The sequence below is a fragment of the Halorubrum amylolyticum genome (assembly GCF_004114995.1).
GTDB classification, from domain to species: domain Archaea; phylum Halobacteriota; class Halobacteria; order Halobacteriales; family Haloferacaceae; genus Halorubrum; species Halorubrum amylolyticum.
On record NZ_SDJP01000044.1, the window covers coordinates 1 to 18,551 of the forward strand.

Below are 18,551 nucleotides of genomic sequence, written 5' to 3' on the forward strand. Positions count from 1 at the left end.
CTCCGAATTGTCGTTGCTATTACCAATTTTGAGCGGGGAAATAATCCGGGCCGTGAGAAGCTCACGCTATGAGACTGATTCTATGACAGGCTCTTCGTCAATAAGTACGCAACCGATTACGATGCGGTGCTAACTAATCCCGACATCCTTCAGGCAGCGATTCAGGACATGTACTTCGGGAGTGATCCGATGCGGTTTTTCAATAAGTTCGATGCGATCGTCTACGACGAATTCCACTTTTATGACGACCTTTCAGCAAGTGGTCTCTTGTTACAGATCAAAATCATAGAGGAACGCCAACCGGATCCGAAAATACTCCTTGCATCTGCTACCCCAAACGAGGAGTTTGTACGATTTCTGCGTGAACGAATTGGACTGACTGTTCGAGATATCAACAGCGAATTCGATTCAGAAGGTGATCAGTTCCGTCATCGAATGAACGTACGGAGGCACGAAGACAGGAAGATTATCGATTGCCGAGACGAGATCGGCACAGAACTCCAAGACAAAATTGACGCAGTCAACGATTATGATGAGCCACAGATCGTCCTCGTGTTCAATAGCGCAAAAGACAGCAACGACTTCCACGATTTCCTCTACCGTGAGCACCCGACTGTTTTTGAGCACACCGCCAAAGACAACGGATTCGATACGAATGACGAAGCGGCGGATCTCGATGAAACGGAGTTCTATATACTCAATACGACAAATAAGGGCGAAGTCGGACTTGATTACGACATAACGACGTTGTACATGGAGAAACCATTTACTGCGAGCGCGTTTCTCCAGCGGTTTGGTCGTGCTGGCCGTCAGTCGGAAGCAACCGTCGATATATACGGCCTTGGGAAAGGTCCATGGGGTGAGAATGTCGACTTCCCTAGGTTTGCTGAACAGATCTACAAGGGATTAGAATCGACGCAGATGGATCAAAATCGGCTAGCTGATCTTGTCGGCTTTCGAGCTGCCTATGCGATTACAGAGCGTGAGGAGAGTTCAAGCTGGTTCAATCAGGAACTGCGCGAAGACTTCGAGACAAATATCGACAAATACGATCAGTGGTACGGATTTATTCAGGCAGTCAACGCCGAGTACGGGGAGATAAAGGATGGATTCTCTCCCGGAAAATACCAACAGAACAGCTCAGAGGCGAAACTACTTGAATTCACCACAGAGTGCTTCAAGACTTTTCGGGGTCTTCGAGGACGCTCATTGCCGGCGTCAATCAAATATCCTCGTGGAGATCAACTGGGAGTTACAACCTATGATCTCTCAACGACACTTCGGAATTACGATATTATGGACGTTGATGATGACGATACACTGATTTTAGGGCTGTCAGACGACGATACTCTCTCAACCGTAACGGCACGCCTTCCCGCATATGAAACTGAGCCGACTAAGTATGATCAGCCGACGACTGAAATAGAGGGGTTACTCCAAACGAAGATCCATCGTCACATCGATCTGGCTGACTTGAACGATGATTTTTCGGTATCGATAGAGCTGTTACACCGCTTTTTTGATATTATCCGTATCGTTGACGCGATCATTCCATCTCGCATTACGACTTCTGAGTATGATATCGAGATCAACTGTGATACAAATGGTCCTCCAGAAATCGATGTCCAAGCACGCCAAATATGACCGATGACCTGATCAATGTCGCTGATCTCAACCAATTTTCTTACTGTCAGCGACGGTATTGGTATCTGCATTTTTACGACACACAAGGTCGAAACTACGAACGAATTGAAGGCCAGACGAAGCACGAGAACCAATCAACACGAGGCGATTGGGTAAATGAACTCTATCTTGAATCCGAAGAAATCGGATTGAAGGGAAAAATCGACATTCTCGATTCAACGAATGGACAGATCATTCCAATTGAGCGAAAGCGTGCGGAGAGTGGAGATTACTACAAGAGTGATGAACTACAGTTGGCTGGGTACTGTATGTTACTCGAAGAGCATCTCGATGAGCCTGTGCGGCAAGGCGCGATATATCTCTATGAAACGGATCAGCGAATGCACATCCCAATAACTGACTCCCATCGAGAAACAGTTCGAGAACAGATCGAGACGATGCAATCTCTGACCGTCAATGACATTCCGCCACTTACAGACAACCCCTCAAAGTGCGAGGCCTGTTCCGCACGCGAGTACTGCATGCCAGAAGAGACGGCTGTGCTTGAACCCGAGAAGGCCCGCGGTACGGGCTGGGAGGGGGAAGTATGAAAGCCACGGAGGGGATGTTCGACGACTCCGTCGTCTACGTCACCAAACAGGGTACCCAAGTCAGAACTGAGGGCGGCCGCATCGTGGTTTGGGATGTCGACGGTGACGAAGGCGAACTCGCAACGTTCCCGACCGAAAAGCTCGACACAATCAACGTCTTTGGCGGCGTGAACTTCTCGACGCCGTTTGTCGCAGAGGCCAACGAACACGGCATCATTCTGAACTACTTCACTCAGAACGGTAAGTACCGTGGGAGCTTCGTCCCGGAAAAGAATACGATCGCGGAGGTCAGACGATCTCAATACGCACTCGGCGAGACGGCTGAGTTGGATATCGCAGCAGCGATGATCGCCGGCAAGATCCGGAACGGCCGGACGCTACTCTCGCGCAAGGGCGTGTATGGAACGGACGTACTCAAAGACCTCGGCGTTCGGGCAACGACCGTCAAGACGAAAGACGACCTTCGGGGCGTCGAGGGAGAAGCCGCCGAGCGGTACTTCAGTCGACTGGACGAGACACTCACGGATGGCTGGACCTTCGAGAAGCGGACGAAACGACCACCAGAAGATCACATCAACTCGTTGCTATCGCTGACCTACGTGTTCATGAAAAACGAGGTCATGAGTGCACTCAGACAGTACAATCTTGATCCGTTCTTGGGAATCCTACACGCAGACCGCCATGGTCGTCCTTCACTGGCACTTGATCTACAGGAGGAGTTCAGACCGATCTTCTGTGATGCGTTCGTCACCCGGCTAGTGAACCGCGGGGTTATCGATCATGAGCAGTTTACACAGGACAACCACCTGTCCGATGACGCGTTCAAAACCTACTGTTCAAAGTTCGACGAGTTCATGCAGGAGGAATTTACACATCCGTATTTTGAGTATACCGTCTCACGGCGGAAGGCAGTCCGACAACAAGCGATCTTGTTGCGGAAAGCGATCACTGGTGAGCTGGACGAGTATCACGCATTGACGTTCTCGAAATGACCATGCGCTTGGCGATCGCCTACGACGTAAGTGAGGACTCGAACCGCCGGCAAGTGTATCGAACGCTCCAGCGGTATGGTGCGTGGCGACAGTACAGTGTCTTTGAGGTCGACGTAACGAAGACAGAACGTGTTGAACTTGAAGACGAACTCGAATCCCATATCGAGCCATCCGACGGTGATCGCATCCGGATCTATCGTCTGTGTGAGTCTTGCCAAGACAACACGACCGATATCGGTTCGGAGCCTCCAGACGAGCAATCGAATGTTCTCTGAGTTAGGCTACGTGGACCTTTATTAAATCCGTGTACAGCCCCCGTTGACGTAACCGGGGTTGAATTTCGAGAGTTGAGAAAGGTTTTTGGCTCCTATAGCCGTAATTTCACCCCCTGTCGAGACAGCTAGAAAACCCAGTACGGGATTGAAACCGAGCGCCGGCGGCGACGAGTACGGCACCGACCAGATGTCGAGACAGCTAGAAAACCCAGTACGGGATTGAAACTACACCTGCTGGTACGTCTCGGCGTCGTCGGTCAGATGTCGAGACAGCTAGAAAACCCAGTACGGGATTGAAACCACCCGAGCCTTGACGACTGTAAGAGGTGCTCGGCATGTCGAGACAGCTAGAAAACCCAGTACGGGATTGAAACGCCGTCGGCCGCATACCCCCAATCGTACTCAAACGTGTCGAGACAGCTAGAAAACCCAGTACGGGATTGAAACTGTACTCATACAGTCGTGTTTGCCGCGTTGCTACTGTCGAGACAGCTAGAAAACCCAGTACGGGATTGAAACTTGCCCGTCGGAAACGACGTGACGACGAACGGGGCGTGTCGAGACAGCTAGAAAACCCAGTACGGGATTGAAACACGGCGACGTGTGAGAAATGGACCGGGGACGATCTGACGTCGAGACAGCTAGAAAACCCAGTACGGGATTGAAACCGAGCGCCGGCGGCGACGAGTACGGCACCGACCAGATGTCGAGACAGCTAGAAAACCCAGTACGGGATTGAAACCCCGGGAGCGTGAACCTCATCGATGGCGACGACGTAGTCGAGACAGCTAGAAAACCCAGTACGGGATTGAAACAAGTGGCGCGTGGGTGTTACGGCGGCGGGGTACCACAGTCGAGACAGCTAGAAAACCCAGTACGGGATTGAAACGTCATGGACGGACAGGAACTCGTGACGAGCGAGCGTCGAGACAGCTAGAAAACCCAGTACGGGATTGAAACGCGAGTCGTTTCGAACAGTGAACCGGTCACCGCCAGTCGAGACAGCTAGAAAACCCAGTACGGGATTGAAACAGTTCACGCCGGCCGAGCTCGCCGATCGGATCGGCGTCGAGACAGCTAGAAAACCCAGTACGGGATTGAAACAATTCGTTCAACGGCGAGATGTACACCGAGTATATGGTCGAGACAGCTAGAAAACCCAGTACGGGATTGAAACTATCGGATCGAGCCGCGCGACGAGTAAGCGCCGCCTGTCGAGACAGCTAGAAAACCCAGTACGGGATTGAAACGGCCGAATGAGCGAGTACATCGACGTACCCGAGGGTCGAGACAGCTAGAAAACCCAGTACGGGATTGAAACCCGACCGTCGACGACCCGACGCCGGCGCACAACATGATGTCGAGACAGCTAGAAAACCCAGTACGGGATTGAAACATGATGTAGTGGAGCCCGATCGTGTCGCCCGCGGAGGTCGAGACAGCTAGAAAACCCAGTACGGGATTGAAACCCCTTCCCGTACAGCCCGATCGCGCTCGACAGGATCGTCGAGACAGCTAGAAAACCCAGTACGGGATTGAAACTGGTCGGCGATGAGGTTGTCGCGGATGTCTTCGGCAGTCGAGACAGCTAGAAAACCCAGTACGGGATTGAAACGGCACGGTCGGCGTCGGGCTGCTGCAGATCGTGCGGTCGAGACAGCTAGAAAACCCAGTACGGGATTGAAACTTTATCGACGGCCACCCACCCATGTCCGACCACGCTGTCGAGACAGCTAGAAAACCCAGTACGGGATTGAAACTGACGAGCACTTCGACGAGCCCGCGCCCAGTCGGGAAGTCGAGACAGCTAGAAAACCCAGTACGGGATTGAAACCTCGCGGCTGCGAATCCGAAGTACGGCCGCTACGGTCGAGACAGCTAGAAAACCCAGTACGGGATTGAAACGCGGCGAGTTCGTCTCCGAAACGACTGACGCGGACGGTCGAGACAGCTAGAAAACCCAGTACGGGATTGAAACACCACGCACAACCCGCGGCTGCCAGTCGAACGCGAGCGTCGAGACAGCTAGAAAACCCAGTACGGGATTGAAACATCGTGCCGATGGAAAACCCGGAGGGGACGAACGCGTCGAGACAGCTAGAAAACCCAGTACGGGATTGAAACCGAGCTGCCGACCGCCCGCTGGGGGACACGAAGGCGTCGAGACAGCTAGAAAACCCAGTACGGGATTGAAACGCCTGACGTGGGATACCTCGACGACCGAGTCGACCAGTCGAGACAGCTAGAAAACCCAGTACGGGATTGAAACTCGCTGCAGTGTTGAACGCAAGACAGCGACAGAATCAGAATTATGATATTAGATTTTCTACCGGCAACTACGCTCTCTCTGCGGATTCTAAGATCAGACAATTCGATTTTAGCGGATTTGCGCAGTGATCAAAACATCAGTTTCACAAGATACCGCACGAAGTATGAGGTGGACGATGGCGATGCCTCTCCCGAATACGTCCGGAGAAGGGGAGCAGGCGGCGAGCCCTAACTCGCCGCCTGCGCGAGGTTATGTACGATGCACTTCCGTGTGAGCTCCCGGAATTGGCCGTGCCAACTCCGGGAGCGGATCTCGTCGCCGTCGTCCTTCAGCATCGCAAACACGGTCTCACTCATCGACCGCTGGTTGTAGACTTTGTCGTCAATTCTGGCGTTGTGTGCCTTCTTGAGTGCGTTTTGCTCGTAGTGTTTGATCACTGGACGCGTTGATGCTCCACGACAGGCTTCCCGGAGATCGCTCCATGAGTACATCTTGTCAGCCAGTAGTGCCTGCAGGTCTTCGGCGTTGCGCCGAAAGACCTGCAGCCCGATATGGCCGTCATAGGCCTTCTTTGTCGTGAAATGAGCGTCCATGATGGCGAGCGACTCCGTGTCAACGAGCAGCGTCGTCTTCATGGCATTGAACGAGTAGCCGACACGATTTCGGTAGTGTGAGCTTGCCTGATCTCGCTGGAAACCGCTGGCATCAATCGACGCAGTTCCCGAGAGTCCCGCCTGCTCCGCCGGTCAGCGGAGCAGGCGGCGCAACTCTTGCATCGGAAAATCACCGTCCCACACGCTGAACGACGTGTAATCAGGAGATGTCTCAAGGCCAAACACATCAAGAATACCGGGCATCTCGTTCAGATAGTCCTCAAACTGCCGGAGCGGTTTGTTGACCTCTTCTTTGAGCAAGAGCAGCGCGATTTTCGTGGACTTGTCGTACCCGCCGTCGCCGACGGCGACGACGGGTACATCTGGTTCCTCAACGTGGTTCGTGGCGAACTCGTGAAACGTCTGTGCGAGGTTTCTGAGTCTCCCCATATCGCCAGACGGCGTCCAAATCCCCTGAAATCAACGATACAATCCGCAGAGGGCGTCGGCGTTCAACGGAGCATCGTCAGTTACGTCGGATTGAACCCGGTGATCCACGAGTCAGGTGATTCGCAGATCGAGGGGAGCATTTCGAAGCGTGGATCAGGTCGTGTGAGATGGTTGCTCGTCCAAGCAGCTAACACCGCAGTCCATACGTGTAACGACGAGTATCTGAGTCGGTTCTACGACAGATTAGCAAGCCGAAAGAACTCACAGAAAGCAATCGTGGCGGCAGCTCGGAAGATGCTGGTGTCGATCTACCACATGCTTGATCGGGGAGAAACGTATGATCCACCGGGTGTGACCGCATAGACGAGGGATCTGAGGGCCGCCGGCCGGCGGCCCTCAGTGGTCGGCCGAGGCCCTCCATGAGCGTCAGCTATCGCCAGACAGCGACCGCACCGCGAACCCGTTTCGGCCGCCTGCCGGTTGTGAGAACAATAGATTCCCAGACGGCGTAACCATTTTGTCGCTAGCCGTGGTTTGGTCGGCTAGCAGCGTTTCCATAGGTGAAATCCTTCTATTAGACACACCCACGTCTGAAACAACTGGTCACTGAAAGTTGCGTACTGAGCGATCCGTCCCCTGTACTGAATAATTCTTGAGTCCTTCAATCACGCACCAAACTGAAGAAAAGCGTATAACCAAAATAGGATACTACTACCGATCGCAATAAACACCAATGATATCTTACTTTTCCACGGTTTCTGTGATATATAAAATCGGTATTAAAGAGCTTGCTCCCGCTAATGTCATGGAGCCATATATTAGTGCTGACCCGCGTAAGGTAGTAGCATTCGACAATAAGAACGGAGATCCAATTCCAAAGCAAACGGCGGCGAGTCCTGCGGTAACATGTCGGTCAATGTTCATACTCATATGTCTTGTCCCATACGTCCACTCATATATGCTTTCTCCGGATATTGTACTGAGCGATTGAGGGTGTAAAAAAATTCACCTACGGAGGAGATCAATAGAACCACATACACCTACTATCTATATCTCCGATTTCCCGCGGGGCCTCTCGGTGAAAACGTTTATTCAACCAGTGAACCAGTCATCACAAATGGACTCGCGGTTAGAATCGTTTCTTCTAGGGAAATCGCTGAAACTATCGCTTCGGTATCTCGGGTACTCGGTCATTCTCATGGCCTTGTTCTTCGGTCAACTCTATCTTGCTGGAAATTCCGAGATGGGAAACGCATCTAGTTTATTTATGAGTCCACTTGGAGTCACGGTATTAGCGATTATTCTGGCAGGGATACACACATATCGAAACAACGGAATACTAGTGAGTATTGCCGTCGCCGTGATCATCGTGAGCGGCTATTCCCTGTACGGTGTCATCTCTCTTACTCACCCCCAACCTGACTATGGGCTTTTAACCGGCATGGGGACAGCAATTTTGTATGGCGTACCAATAGGGGTTATATCATCTACTGTTGCGTATGCGTTACGGCGATTTTCCCCGAGCCAATCACCTGTAGTATCTGAGAAAAAATAGAAATATAAGGACTCCTCCACTGAGTAAAATCTAGAAACCTTTCAGTAGTTCACCTGTATTGACCGCAACCAGTGAAGACGGATCACCTGCTGAGGATCTCAGTAGAGCCTTTGCAATCTATTAGTAGAAATCGACTCCCAGAGGGGGTAACACGTCGTCATGGCCACCACGCTCGAAGATACTCGCTGGAGGTTATAAAGCAACCGCGATGGTCGTTCTCTCTCGTCGTCATCCTTCTAGGCTCCCGTCCGGTGACGTGGACGTTACCTGGTCGCGTTTCCGTTCGCTAACGTATATACCGGTCACGCACGAAAGCCACTCCAACGCAATGGACGTACTCCTACTCGGTGCGAGCGGACGAATCGGCCATCGAATCGCGAACGAGCTCTTCGACCGCGGCCACGCTGTCACCGGCGTCTCCCGAAGCGGCGAGGTCGACGGCGTCGACGACCCCGACTTCGAGGCGGTCGCTGGCGACGCGACCGACGCCGACCGGATCGCCGACCTCGCGGCGGGCCACGACGCGGTCGCGTCTGCGCTCGGTCCTAGCGAGGACGAGGGCGTCGACGCGCTCGTGTCGATGGCGGAGGCGGTCGTCGAGGGGATGCGCGAGGCGGGCGTCGACCGCCTCGTCTGGACCGGCGGCGCCGGCGGGCTGACGGTCGCCCCGGGCACCCGGCTCGTCGACACCGAGGAGTTTCCCGACGAGTGGGAGCCGGTCGCCCGCGCCGCCATCGACGCCTTCGACGTGTTCCGGGACGCGGACGGCCTCCAGTGGTCGTACGTCGCGCCCGCCGCGCTCATCGAACCCGGCGAGCGGACCGGCGAGTACCGGACCGCCAAGGGGGAGCTCGTCGCCGACGAGGACGGCGACAGCTACATCTCGATGGAGGACTTCGCGGTCGCGTTCGTCGACGAGCTCGAATCGGCCGACGCCGTCCACACCTACCTCGGAACCGGCTACTAGGCCTCGCTTCCCCTCACCGATCGCCGCGAGAGCGCGGCGACCATCCCCGCCCCGACGACGGTCCCGCCGGCCGCACGAACGGGACCAGGTACCCCGACACCGCGAGACCCACACGCGAACAGCCAGCTCCGTGCCACTGGCGTCCGCCACCCGGGGGAGAAGAATGAAAACGCGCGCGACTCACTCGATGCCGGCGATCCGGCTCGCGACCCGGTCGCTGTCCGTCCGGATCTGCCCGGCGATTTCCGCGATCTGCGCCAACACGGGGTAGCGCGGCCCCTCGGTCGGCCCGTATAGATACTCGTGGAACGAGCGGCGATCCCCCTCGCCGCCCGGGGCGTCGACGGCCATCGGCGGGTCGTCGAGCCCGCGCTGCCGATCGGCGGCGAGTCGGTCGCACTCGGACTCGATCTCGTCGAGCCGCCGCCAGACGTCGATCGCGGCGTCCGTCCGGTCCCCCGCCACGCCGTCGAGGTGTTCGAGGAGCCGGCGACGGCGGCGGTCGACGCGGGTCAGATCGGTCTCGTACCGGGAGAGCGCGTCGATCTCCGAACCGATCGCGTCCGCCAGCGACGACCGGGCGTCGGCCGCCCGCCGGCTCCGCCGCATCAGCGCCGACTGCGCCCCGGACGAGAGGGTGCCGTTGGAGGCCAGCGCGGCGGCCGTGTCCGGCCCCAGCTCGGCGGCGAGGCTATCGGGGATCGTCTCGTCGTACTCCTCTCTGTAGTGTGGCAGCGACATCACCGTGTCCCGGTACGCCGCGAGCACGCGCCGGAGCCTGATGTCGTCGCCGGTCCCGTTCCTCCCGTCGACCGCGGAGACGGTGCGGACCGCGGCCGCCGGGCCGTCGAACGACGACGCGGTCGACGAGGCGGGCGCGGGGTCGAGCCCGGAGACGCAGTCCGCGAACTCCTCGAAGGCGGCGCGCTCGTCGAGGACGCGTCGCCGCTCGGCGCGGCAGTCGGCTTTGGCGTCGCGGACGTACGCCAGCGCGACGAACGCGACGACGCCCGCAACGACCAGCGCGGTGACGGCCCCGGGCTCCGTCGCGACCGCGGCGAGGTCACAGGAGAGCGTGGTACACTCAGCCGTCGCCGGCTCCGCGCTCTGGACCCGAAAGACCCCCGCGGCCCCCTGCCTCGCGCTCATTGTATGCGCTAACACGACACACGTACAAAGCGCTTGTGGCGGATCTCGGTCCCCGACACGACGGTTTCCGGGTCCGATAGGTCACCCCGGTTCGGCGACGGCGGGGGGCTCGCCGCCGCTCCGACTACTCGACGACGCCGTCGTCGGTGATCACGGTGTCGATCATGCCGATCGGAGTCGCGTCGTAGCTCGGGTTCTCGATCGTCACGTCCTCGACGGGCTCGCGCATCACCTCGACCGCGTCGCGGAACTCGTTTTCGAACCGGAACTCCTCGATCCGCTTCGCGCCCGAGCCGACCGCGGTCACCGGCACGCCGAGCTCGCGGGCGGTGACGACCAGCGGGAACGTCCCGACGCGGTTGTAGTACGTGCCGCCGGTCATGCAGGTGATCCCGAGGAGGACGCGGTCGCAGTCGCGGAGTGCGTACCCCATCGCGCTGTCGACCACCATCCGGGTGTCGACCCGCGCCATGCCGGCGAGCACGCGGGCCGTCTTCCGGCCGAGGGTGCGCGGGCGCGCCTCCGTGACGTACACCGTCAGGTGGGCGCCGTCGCGGGCCGCGTTCTCGATCGACTCCAGCACCGTCGTCGAGTAGTCGTGGACCAGCAGGGTGTCGCCGTCCTCGATGCGTTCGGCCGCGTTGGCGGCGGCCTCCCCCTTCGCCGTCTCGATGTCGTCGACGACGCGGTCGATGGTCTCTTCGAGCCGCTGTTTCCCGTCCTCGACGCTCGTCGCCTCGCCGACGATCGAGCGCTCGACCTCGCGCATCGCGTTGTGGAGCGCGGCGTGAGAGGGGTTCGACCGGCGCAACACCCCCGCGTTGTGTTCGAGGTCGCGCTCGAACTCGTCGACCGTCACGTACTCGCGGTCGAGCAGGTCCGCGAGCGACCGCGTCGCCTTCACGGCCACCGCCGACGTGCTGTGGGTCCGCATCGCCCGGATCTCGGCGACCGTCTCGTCGATCATACCCGTAGAGTCGTCGCCCCAATTCAAAGGGGTTCCGGGCTCTCGTCGGACGAAACGAGCGCGAACCCGGACCTTCCTCGGCAATGCGGACCACCTCAACCACAAACGCGACGAGTACGAGCGCCGGCGCGGCAACCTGCAACAGACGGGCACTCGTTCCGCCCACCTCACCATCAAAAGCATCGGCGGCCGTTTCGCTCGCTGGAGTGCGGACTGCCGACTTGCGCGGGTAGAGCGAGAGTCCACTGACAAGCCTCGGGGCTTGACCCTGAGGCGGTTGACCGCTGACTCACCATCACAAACCCCCGTAGAACCCGAAACCGACCGCCGATCAGAACCGCTAGGACCGCCGATCGGAACGGCTAGTACTGGTAGTTGATGACCTGCTCTTCGGTCTGCTCGGCGTCCTGCAACTTCTCGCGCGCCTGTTCGAAGTCCGCCTGCGTGACCTCGGTGCGGCCGTCGCGGATCGCGAACATCCCGGCTTCGGTCGCCAGCGAGGCGATGTCGGCGCCGCTGTACCCCTCGAGCTCGCGGGCGACCGCGCCCACGTCGGTGTCCTCGGCGACGTTCATGTCGCGCGTGTGGATCTCCAGGATGCGCTCGCGGCCCTCGGCGTTCGGCTCGGGCACCTCGATGAGGCGGTCGAAGCGACCGGGACGCAGGATCGCCTCGTCGAGCATGTCGAAGCGGTTGGTGGCGGCCATGATCCGGACCTCGCCGCGGTCGTCGAAGCCGTCCATCTCGGAGAGCAGCTGCATCATCGTCCGCTGGACTTCGGCGTCGCCAGAGGTCTTCGAGTCCGTCCGCTTGGCGGCGACGGCGTCGATCTCGTCGATGAAGATGACGGCGGGCTCGCGCTCGGCGGCGAGCTCGAACAGGTCCCGAACGAGCCGGGCGCCCTCGCCGATGAACTTCCGGACGAGCTCGGAGCCGGCCATCTTGATGAACGTGGCGTCGGACTCGTTGGCGACCGCCTTCGCGAGCATCGTCTTTCCGGTTCCCGGCGGGCCGTGCAGGAGGACGCCGCTCGGCGGTTCGACGCCGACCGCCTCGAACTGCTCGGGGTCCTCGAGCGGGTCCTCGACGGCCTCCCGGACCTCGCGGATCTGATCGTCGATGCCGCCGATGTCGGCGTACTCGACTTCGGGCGACTCGGTGACCTCCATCGCCTGCGCCCGGGAGTCGGTCTCGTCGTCGAGCACCTGCTGGACCGCGAAGGAGTCGTTGATCGCGACGCGGTCGCCCGGCCGGAGGTCGGACTCCAGCGCCGTGGACGCCTGCGTCAGCACCTCCTGATTGTTGCCGTGCTGCTTGATCACGACGCCGTCCCCCGTGATCTCCTCGACGGAGGCGATGTACAGCGAGGAGGTCTTCAGCACCTCGTTCTCGCGCTTCAACTCGTCGACGTCCGCCTTCAGATCGCCGCGCTGGTCCTGCGCGTCGTCCAACCGGTCCTCGAGCTCGTCGTTCACCTGCAGTATCCGCCGGTAGTGCTGGCGGATCGCCTCGAGCCGTTCCGCCTCGCTCATCTCCGGATCGAGCTCCAGACGGGGGCGGTCAGGCAGTGAGGGACTGTGAGACATTCGTTGGTGCCGGTTAAGAAGCGCGCGTAAATGTGCCTTTGGGTCACGGCGGTCTCCCGCTCCGACCGCGGAGGGCGGTCCCGTCGGGCGAACGCGAGCGGCCGCGAACGCCGCGAACCAGATATCACTTCTGATACTATCGGATCAACGTTTTAACCGGTCGCGCGTGTAGTCCGGGTTATGAGTGTACGAACGGCGGCCGGCCGCGTCGGTCTGAGACTCTCAGCGGGCGATCAGCGGACTGCAGTCCTCCGACCATGAGCGACGCGGGGGCGCGGGCGACGGTCCTCGCAGTCGACGACGAGCCCGACCTCGCCGAACTGTACCGGGTGTACCTCGACGCCTCGTACGAGGTGCGGATCGCCACGGGCGGCGAGGAGGCTCTCACGATGATGGACGAGTCGGTCGACGTGGTCCTCTTGGACCGACGGATGCCGGACATGTCGGGCCACGACGTGCTGGAGGCGATCCGGGGAGAGGGGTTCGACGCGCAGGTCGCGATGCTGACCGCGGTCGAACCCGACGTGGACATCGTCGACATGCCGTTCGACGACTACAAGACGAAGCCCGTCACGAAGGAGGACCTGCTCGCGCTCGTGGAGGTCCTGCTCCGCCGCACGGAGTTCGACGAGCACAGCCAGGAGTTCTTCGCGCTGGCGTCGAAGAAGGCCGCGCTGGAGGCGTCGGACACGACGAACACCGAGGAGTACGAGGAGCTCATCGACCGGATGGAGGCGGTCCGTGACCGCGTCGACGACACCCTCGATCAGCTCTCCGCTCGGGACGCCTTCGCCGAGATCCCCGGCGAAGTTCCGTAGCGGCCGACGACGGGATCCGCCTACTCGATCGCTAACTCCCCGTTCTGGTCGCTGTCGCCCCCGTCGCTCTCCTCGTTCCGCTCCAGTTCGAACTCGAAGAGGACTTCTTCAGGCATACCCGATCGGACGCACCCCCGAACCATACACATCGCGTGCGACGCGGTGGCGACGTGGTGGCACCGTGTTCCCGGACCGCGTGCCTACCCCCCGATCGTTTTGTGGGACCCGTCCGAACCCTCACGCCGTGTCCCTCCCCGACCCGCTCCGCACGGTCGTCGCCGTCGCCGTGTACTGGACGGCGATCGCCCTCGGCGGGAGCGTCCTCCTCCCCGATCCGACGAGCCCGCTCGCCGCGGTCCCAATCCTCGGCGGCGGCGCGGTCACCGCGCACGCGGCGCGGACCGATCGGCTCGTCGAACTCGGGTACGCGGTGGGGACGATGTGGCTCGTCGTGCTCGCGCTGTCGGTCGGAACCGGCGTCGTCGACCTCGTCGCGGCGCCCGACGGCGAGATCGCGCCGCTCGCCGGGTTCCCGGACGTCGCCGCGCTCGGCACCGTCGGCCTGCTCGGCGTGCTCGTCGTCGCCTACGCGGCGTTTGCCCGCCGGAGCGCGGGGCGCGGCGCGGCCGAATCCGAATCCAAGTGAGCGGCGCCCTCAGAACCCGTCCTCGAACACGAACGTCCCAGTCGCACCTTTTTCCCGGCCTCGCTTCGCTCGGCCGGCAAAAATCTGCACCAAAAAACCGCACTCCCGAGGACGGCCGTCGATCCGAAACCCGACGGCGGCCGACGCGTCAGAACCCGTCCTCGAACACGAACGTCCCGTCGCGCTGGACGACCTCGCCGTCGACCTCGATGACGGAGTCCTCGCTCATGTCGACGATCATGTCGACGTGCTCGGCGGACTCGTTGACCTCGTTCTCCCCGCCGACCGTCTCCGGATACGCGGAGCCGACCGCCATGTGAACGGTGTCGCCCATCTTCTCGTCGAACAGCATGTTGTAGGTGAACCGGTCGATCTGGCGGTTCATTCCGATGCCGAGCTCGCCGAGGTGTCGGGAGCCCTCGTCGGTGTCGAGGATGCCGGAGAGCAGGTCCTCGTTGCGCTCGGCGGAGTGGGAGACGACCTTTCCGTCCTCGAATCGAAGCCGGACCCCGTCGATCTCGCGACCGTAGCGGTACAGCGGGAGATCGAAGTGGACCTCGCCGTCGACCCCGTCTCGCGTGGGCGCGGTGAACACCTCGCCGCCGGGGAGGTTCGCCTCGCCGTAGTCGTTGAGCGTGGAGTTCCCCGACACGTCGAGCGTGAGGTCCGTCTCCTCGCCTGACGTGATCCGGACCTCGTCGGCGTCGTCGAGGATCTCGACCATCTCCGCCTGGAACTCGCGCTGTTCGTCCCAGTCGAGCGAGACGGCGTCCCACACGAAGTTCTCGTACGCCTCGGTGCTCATCCCGGCGAGCTGGGCGTGGCTCGCGGTCGGGTACTGCGTGAGACACCACGTCTTCGAGAGCCGCGTCCGCTTGACGTCCTCCATCGCGCGGTTGTACGCCGCGTTGGTCTCCGGGGCGATGTCGGCATCCTCGGTGGCGTTCGCGCCGCCGCGCGCGATGACGAACACGTCGGCCTCCTCGTAGAGCGCGCGTCGGTGGCCCGGCTCGGTGAACTCGTCGGACGAGCGCTTAAAGGCGCGCTGGGCGCGCTTCGAGTAGTTGAGGTAGACGGGGTTGGCGCCGCGGTCCCCGCAGACCTCGTGGAGGGCGACCGCGAGGTTCTCGGCCTCCTTCGGCAGCTGGATGACCACGTCGTCGCCCGATCCGATGTCGGTCGAGTGGTCGGCGATAATCTCCGCGTGTTCGCGAACGCGTGCGTCCATACACGGCGTTTCGCGGCCGGGGAATTACGGCTTTTCCTTCCGGTGGTCCGCTGGCGCTCGCGCGATCGCGACGGCGAACTCGACGATTCGCGCCGCGATCCCGGTCTACAGCCCGTACTGCTCCCGCGCCGCGTCGCCGAGCCCCCGGTCGTCGAGCAGGTCCAGCGGCGCCAGCATGTCGAGCTGGACAACCCCGGGGAGTCGACCGATCTGGACGCCACCGGTGAAGGTACACCGGGCGCGGATCTCGCCCTCAGTCATGTCGAGCAGCGTGCCCGCGCGGTCGAAGGCGTTCTGCGTGGCGTCGTTGACGGTGGCGCCGGAGCCGACAACTTGGATCGGGGCCGTCTCGCTTTCGACGTCGACGCCGTGCTCCGCGCCGAGGTCGGTGCCGGCCTCGCGCTCCGCGTCGCTGTATGGCCTGCTGATGAACGGCAGGTCCTCCTCGTTCGGCAGGAGCACGGGGCCGTCGAGGTCGAGCCCCTCGATCACCTCCACGTCCATCGTGACCGTGCCGCTCACGTCGGTGGTGTGGAGCGAGAGCTCGCCGTCGCCTTGATTCGCGTGGAGGTCGCCGACGTACACCCCGCCGCCGTCGACCGCGACGGGACAGATCAGCGTGGCGCCCGCGCGGACCTCCGGGATGTCCATGTGGCCGTCGGTGCGCTTCTCCAGATCCGCCTCGGTCTCGACGCCGTAGTCGTGGTCGGCGCCGATGAGGCTCTGTCCGAAGTCGCCCGCGTTGTGCGAGTCGGGCATCGTCACCGGCGGCGTCGTTCCGATGTTCCCGATGAAGGGCCGGAGGCGGCCGAGCGTGCCGGGCATCCCGTCCGGCTCATACAGCAGGATGGGGTGTTGCCGCGAGTTCTCGGGGATGTCCATCACGCGTTCGGCGTCGAGCGCGAGCGCGTGGGCACCCTCCTCGTCGAGGGTGAGCCCGACCGCGTTCTCGTGGTCGAACGCGACGGTGTAGCCGTACTCGAAGCCGAACGAGGAGGCGTTGGCGCCGCACTCCGCACACCGGATCGCGTCCTCGCCGGTGCCCTCGACGACGGAGTCGGGCCACGTCGTCCCGCACTCCGGACAGCGGTGGTCGACGAAGGGGTCGTCGCCGAACGCCTCCTCGCGTTCCGCCATCGAACCGGTGCTCGTCGCCATGCTCGTCACGCTCACGTCGCGGATGTGGATCGCGATCGCGTCGCCGACCTCGGCGCCCTCGACGCGGATCGGACGGGTCACCTCGTGGCCGCCGCGGAACGAGGGCGTCACCATCGGTCCCCAACACCCCGGCGGCGTGTACGTCTCCACCGTCCCGCCGTCCGAGACCGTGCCGGCCCACTCCTGATCGGGGCCGACCAGCCCGAGCGTGTACTCGTCGACGTACAGCTCCTCTTGAACGCCTTGTTGTGACATACCACATCACACTTGGGGCGTGGGGAGAATAACGCTACTGGCCGCGGAAGGGATCGATGGGTGTCGGGCGGGATTCCGGACGGTGAGATCGGAGAGCCCTTGCGGTCGTTTATAACCGCGTCCCGTTATATCCTCACCCATGCAGACCCACATCGTCCCGGTCGGGTTCGACTACGACCGGATGATCGCCCCCCTCATCCGGGACCAGTTCGACGTGGACCGGGTGATTCTCTTGGAGGGGACGGTCGGCAGCGAGGCCAACGTCGAGTACTCGCGCAACATCGCGCGCAAGCTCGAACAGGACTTTCAGAACCTGCTCGGCGCCGAGACGGTCCGCGAGCGGTTGGACGACGTGTACGACTACGACGCCGCCTTCGAGCGCGCCTACGACCTCATTAATGCGGAGTTGGACCGGGACGAAACGGGCGAGACGGGAGACGGAGGCCCCGTCGACAAGCGCGAGGTCTGGGTGAACCTCTGTTCGATGCCCCGACCCGTTTCCTTCGCGTTCGCGACCGCCGCCCACTCGATCATGGTCGAGCGGCAGGAGGACCGCGACCGCATCCACACCTACTACACCGCCCCGGAGAAGTACTTAGAGACCGAGCTCGCCGAAGAGCTTCGCGCGACGCGGGACCTCCTGCGGGACCTCGACGCCGACGAGGAGGGCGGGGACGCCCCCGACGCCGACCGCGTCGCCGACCGCCTCGCGAGCACCACCGACCTGCTCGCGGAGTTCGACGAGCGCGGGACCACCATCGGCGCGAAGCGCATCGGCGACAGCCACGTGATCGAACTCCCCGTCGCCTCCTTCCAGAACGTCAAGCCGTTCGAGGAGCTCGTCTTGTTCACCCTCGGCGAACACGGCGAGTTCGAGTCGGTCTCGGAGCTGGCCGAGACGCTCGCCGACGACCTCAACGAGGAGTACACCGACTCGTTCCGCTCGAAGGTGATCTACAACGTCGACCGGCTCGGCCCCGGCGGCAAGGGGTACATCGAGCGCGAGGAGCGCGGGAAGTCCTATCGAACCACCCTCTCGCGGATCGGCGAACTCTGGGTCCGCGCGCACGCCGATGGGGATCGGGATTTGGCGTAATACTCGCTGGGTCTGGTCGTCTCGGTCGTTTGCTCACCTGTAGTCAATGGCTGATCGACGGCGAACATCTTCAAAGCCCCAGCCGCTCGGCCATACGTGATCGATGACTCCGCAGCGAACACCGCCAAAGCCCCAGCCGCGAGGACGGCGCACGCTCGCTGTGGTCCTCAGTCGCTCACTCTGTTCGCTCCTTGCGGTCCTTGCTTCCCCTGCGCCGTCCTCGCGGCTGCCCCTTTGAGTCCCGCCCCGCACAGCGCCGCACCTCACACCTCCCCAGCCTCGTCGGTCGTCCTTCGCGTTGCTTCGGACGACC

14 protein-coding genes, 3 pseudogenes and 1 CRISPR repeat array are annotated in these 18,551 nt (G+C 61.1%); of the genes and pseudogenes, 11 read left to right on the forward strand and 6 right to left on the reverse strand.

The genetic code is table 11. From position 1 onward, the window contains the following. Positions 1–126: 126 nt before the first annotated feature. The 4 genes from ESO89_RS17160 to cas2 are packed head-to-tail and all read left to right on the forward strand — an operon-like array spanning position 127 to position 3,501. Positions 127–1,644 carry a P-loop NTPase family protein gene (locus ESO89_RS17160; protein ID WP_241686285.1) on the forward strand — a complete coding sequence of 506 codons (1,518 nt, stop codon included), beginning with the start codon at positions 127–129 and terminating at the stop codon, positions 1,642–1,644. Beyond that, the gene (gene cas4, locus ESO89_RS17165; protein WP_128906649.1) at positions 1,641–2,234 is read left to right on the forward strand and encodes a CRISPR-associated protein Cas4; all 594 of its coding nucleotides are present in this window, start codon (positions 1,641–1,643) and stop codon (positions 2,232–2,234) included. The genes ESO89_RS17160 and cas4 overlap by 4 nt, the downstream gene beginning before the upstream one ends. After that, a complete protein-coding gene (gene cas1, locus ESO89_RS17170; RefSeq protein WP_128906650.1) occupies positions 2,231–3,226 on the forward strand; it encodes a CRISPR-associated endonuclease Cas1 in 996 nt (331 codons plus the stop codon). The genes cas4 and cas1 overlap by 4 nt, the downstream gene beginning before the upstream one ends. A gap of 2 nt (positions 3,227–3,228) precedes the next feature. Next, on the forward strand, positions 3,229–3,501 hold the full coding sequence (gene cas2 / locus ESO89_RS17175; protein ID WP_128906651.1) for a CRISPR-associated endonuclease Cas2: 273 nt from the start codon (positions 3,229–3,231) through the stop codon (positions 3,499–3,501). Between the two features lie 115 nt (positions 3,502–3,616). Next, positions 3,617–5,770: direct repeats of the CRISPR family, unit length 37 nt; unit sequence GTCGAGACAGCTAGAAAACCCAGTACGGGATTGAAAC. A 227-nt stretch (positions 5,771–5,997) separates the two neighbouring features. Here cas2 and ESO89_RS17180 read toward each other — a convergent pair. After that, positions 5,998–6,813: pseudogene (locus ESO89_RS17180) on the reverse strand (IS5 family transposase). 66 nt (positions 6,814–6,879) lie between these two features. On the opposite strand from ESO89_RS17180, the pseudogene ESO89_RS17185 reads away from it, so the two are divergent. The 3 genes and pseudogenes from ESO89_RS17185 to ESO89_RS17195 all read left to right on the forward strand — a co-directional run. Beyond that, a pseudogene (locus ESO89_RS17185) lies at positions 6,880–7,176 on the forward strand (transposase); the annotation flags it as partial. A 754-nt stretch (positions 7,177–7,930) separates the two neighbouring features. Beyond that, entirely contained in the window at positions 7,931–8,368 is a 438-nt protein-coding gene (locus ESO89_RS17190) for a hypothetical protein (RefSeq protein ID WP_128906652.1), read from the forward strand. Positions 8,369–8,696: 328 nt separating this feature from the next. Further along, positions 8,697–9,335 carry an NAD(P)-dependent oxidoreductase gene (locus ESO89_RS17195; RefSeq protein WP_128906653.1) on the forward strand — a complete coding sequence of 213 codons (639 nt, stop codon included), beginning with the start codon at positions 8,697–8,699 and terminating at the stop codon, positions 9,333–9,335. A 180-nt stretch (positions 9,336–9,515) separates the two neighbouring features. Here ESO89_RS17195 and ESO89_RS17200 read toward each other — a convergent pair whose 3' ends face one another. Together ESO89_RS17200 and ESO89_RS17205 are read right to left on the reverse strand one after the other, a co-directional pair. After that, complete coding sequence (locus ESO89_RS17200; protein ID WP_128906654.1) at positions 9,516–10,484, reverse strand: DUF7260 family protein; 969 nt, start codon at positions 10,482–10,484, stop codon at positions 9,516–9,518. A gap of 124 nt (positions 10,485–10,608) precedes the next feature. Continuing rightward, positions 10,609–11,451: a translation initiation factor eIF-2B gene (locus tag ESO89_RS17205; protein ID WP_128906655.1), complete on the reverse strand. Its 843-nt coding sequence runs from the start codon at positions 11,449–11,451 to the stop codon at positions 10,609–10,611. 64 nt (positions 11,452–11,515) lie between these two features. Between ESO89_RS17205 and ESO89_RS19120 the strand changes: the two are divergent. Beyond that, positions 11,516–11,665 (forward strand): annotated as a pseudogene (locus ESO89_RS19120) (RNA-guided endonuclease TnpB family protein); the annotation flags it as partial. A 148-nt stretch (positions 11,666–11,813) separates the two neighbouring features. Here ESO89_RS19120 and pan2 read toward each other — a convergent pair. After that, complete coding sequence (gene pan2 / locus ESO89_RS17215) at positions 11,814–13,037, reverse strand: proteasome-activating nucleotidase Pan2 (RefSeq protein WP_128906656.1); 1,224 nt, start codon at positions 13,035–13,037, stop codon at positions 11,814–11,816. 257 nt (positions 13,038–13,294) lie between these two features. Here pan2 and ESO89_RS17220 point away from each other — a divergent pair, with 257 nt between their 5' ends. Both ESO89_RS17220 and ESO89_RS17225 read left to right on the forward strand, forming a co-directional pair. Continuing rightward, complete coding sequence (locus tag ESO89_RS17220) at positions 13,295–13,855, forward strand: response regulator (RefSeq protein WP_128906657.1); 561 nt, start codon at positions 13,295–13,297, stop codon at positions 13,853–13,855. Positions 13,856–14,099: 244 nt separating this feature from the next. After that, positions 14,100–14,501 carry a hypothetical protein gene (locus ESO89_RS17225; protein WP_128906658.1) on the forward strand — a complete coding sequence of 134 codons (402 nt, stop codon included), beginning with the start codon at positions 14,100–14,102 and terminating at the stop codon, positions 14,499–14,501. Between the two features lie 148 nt (positions 14,502–14,649). Here the strand turns inward: ESO89_RS17225 and ESO89_RS17230 are convergent, their stop codons facing one another. Both ESO89_RS17230 and ESO89_RS17235 read right to left on the reverse strand, forming a co-directional pair. Then, entirely contained in the window at positions 14,650–15,729 is a 1,080-nt protein-coding gene (locus tag ESO89_RS17230; protein ID WP_128906659.1) for an aminopeptidase, read from the reverse strand. A gap of 105 nt (positions 15,730–15,834) precedes the next feature. After that, positions 15,835–17,142 (reverse strand): acetamidase/formamidase family protein, encoded by a 1,308-nt coding sequence (locus tag ESO89_RS17235; protein WP_128906660.1) that lies wholly within the window; start codon positions 17,140–17,142, stop codon positions 15,835–15,837. A 139-nt stretch (positions 17,143–17,281) separates the two neighbouring features. Between ESO89_RS17235 and ESO89_RS17240 the strand changes: the two genes are divergently transcribed. Continuing rightward, complete coding sequence (locus ESO89_RS17240; protein ID WP_128906661.1) at positions 17,282–18,238, forward strand: HFX_2341 family transcriptional regulator; 957 nt, start codon at positions 17,282–17,284, stop codon at positions 18,236–18,238. Positions 18,239–18,551 lie beyond the last annotated feature (313 nt).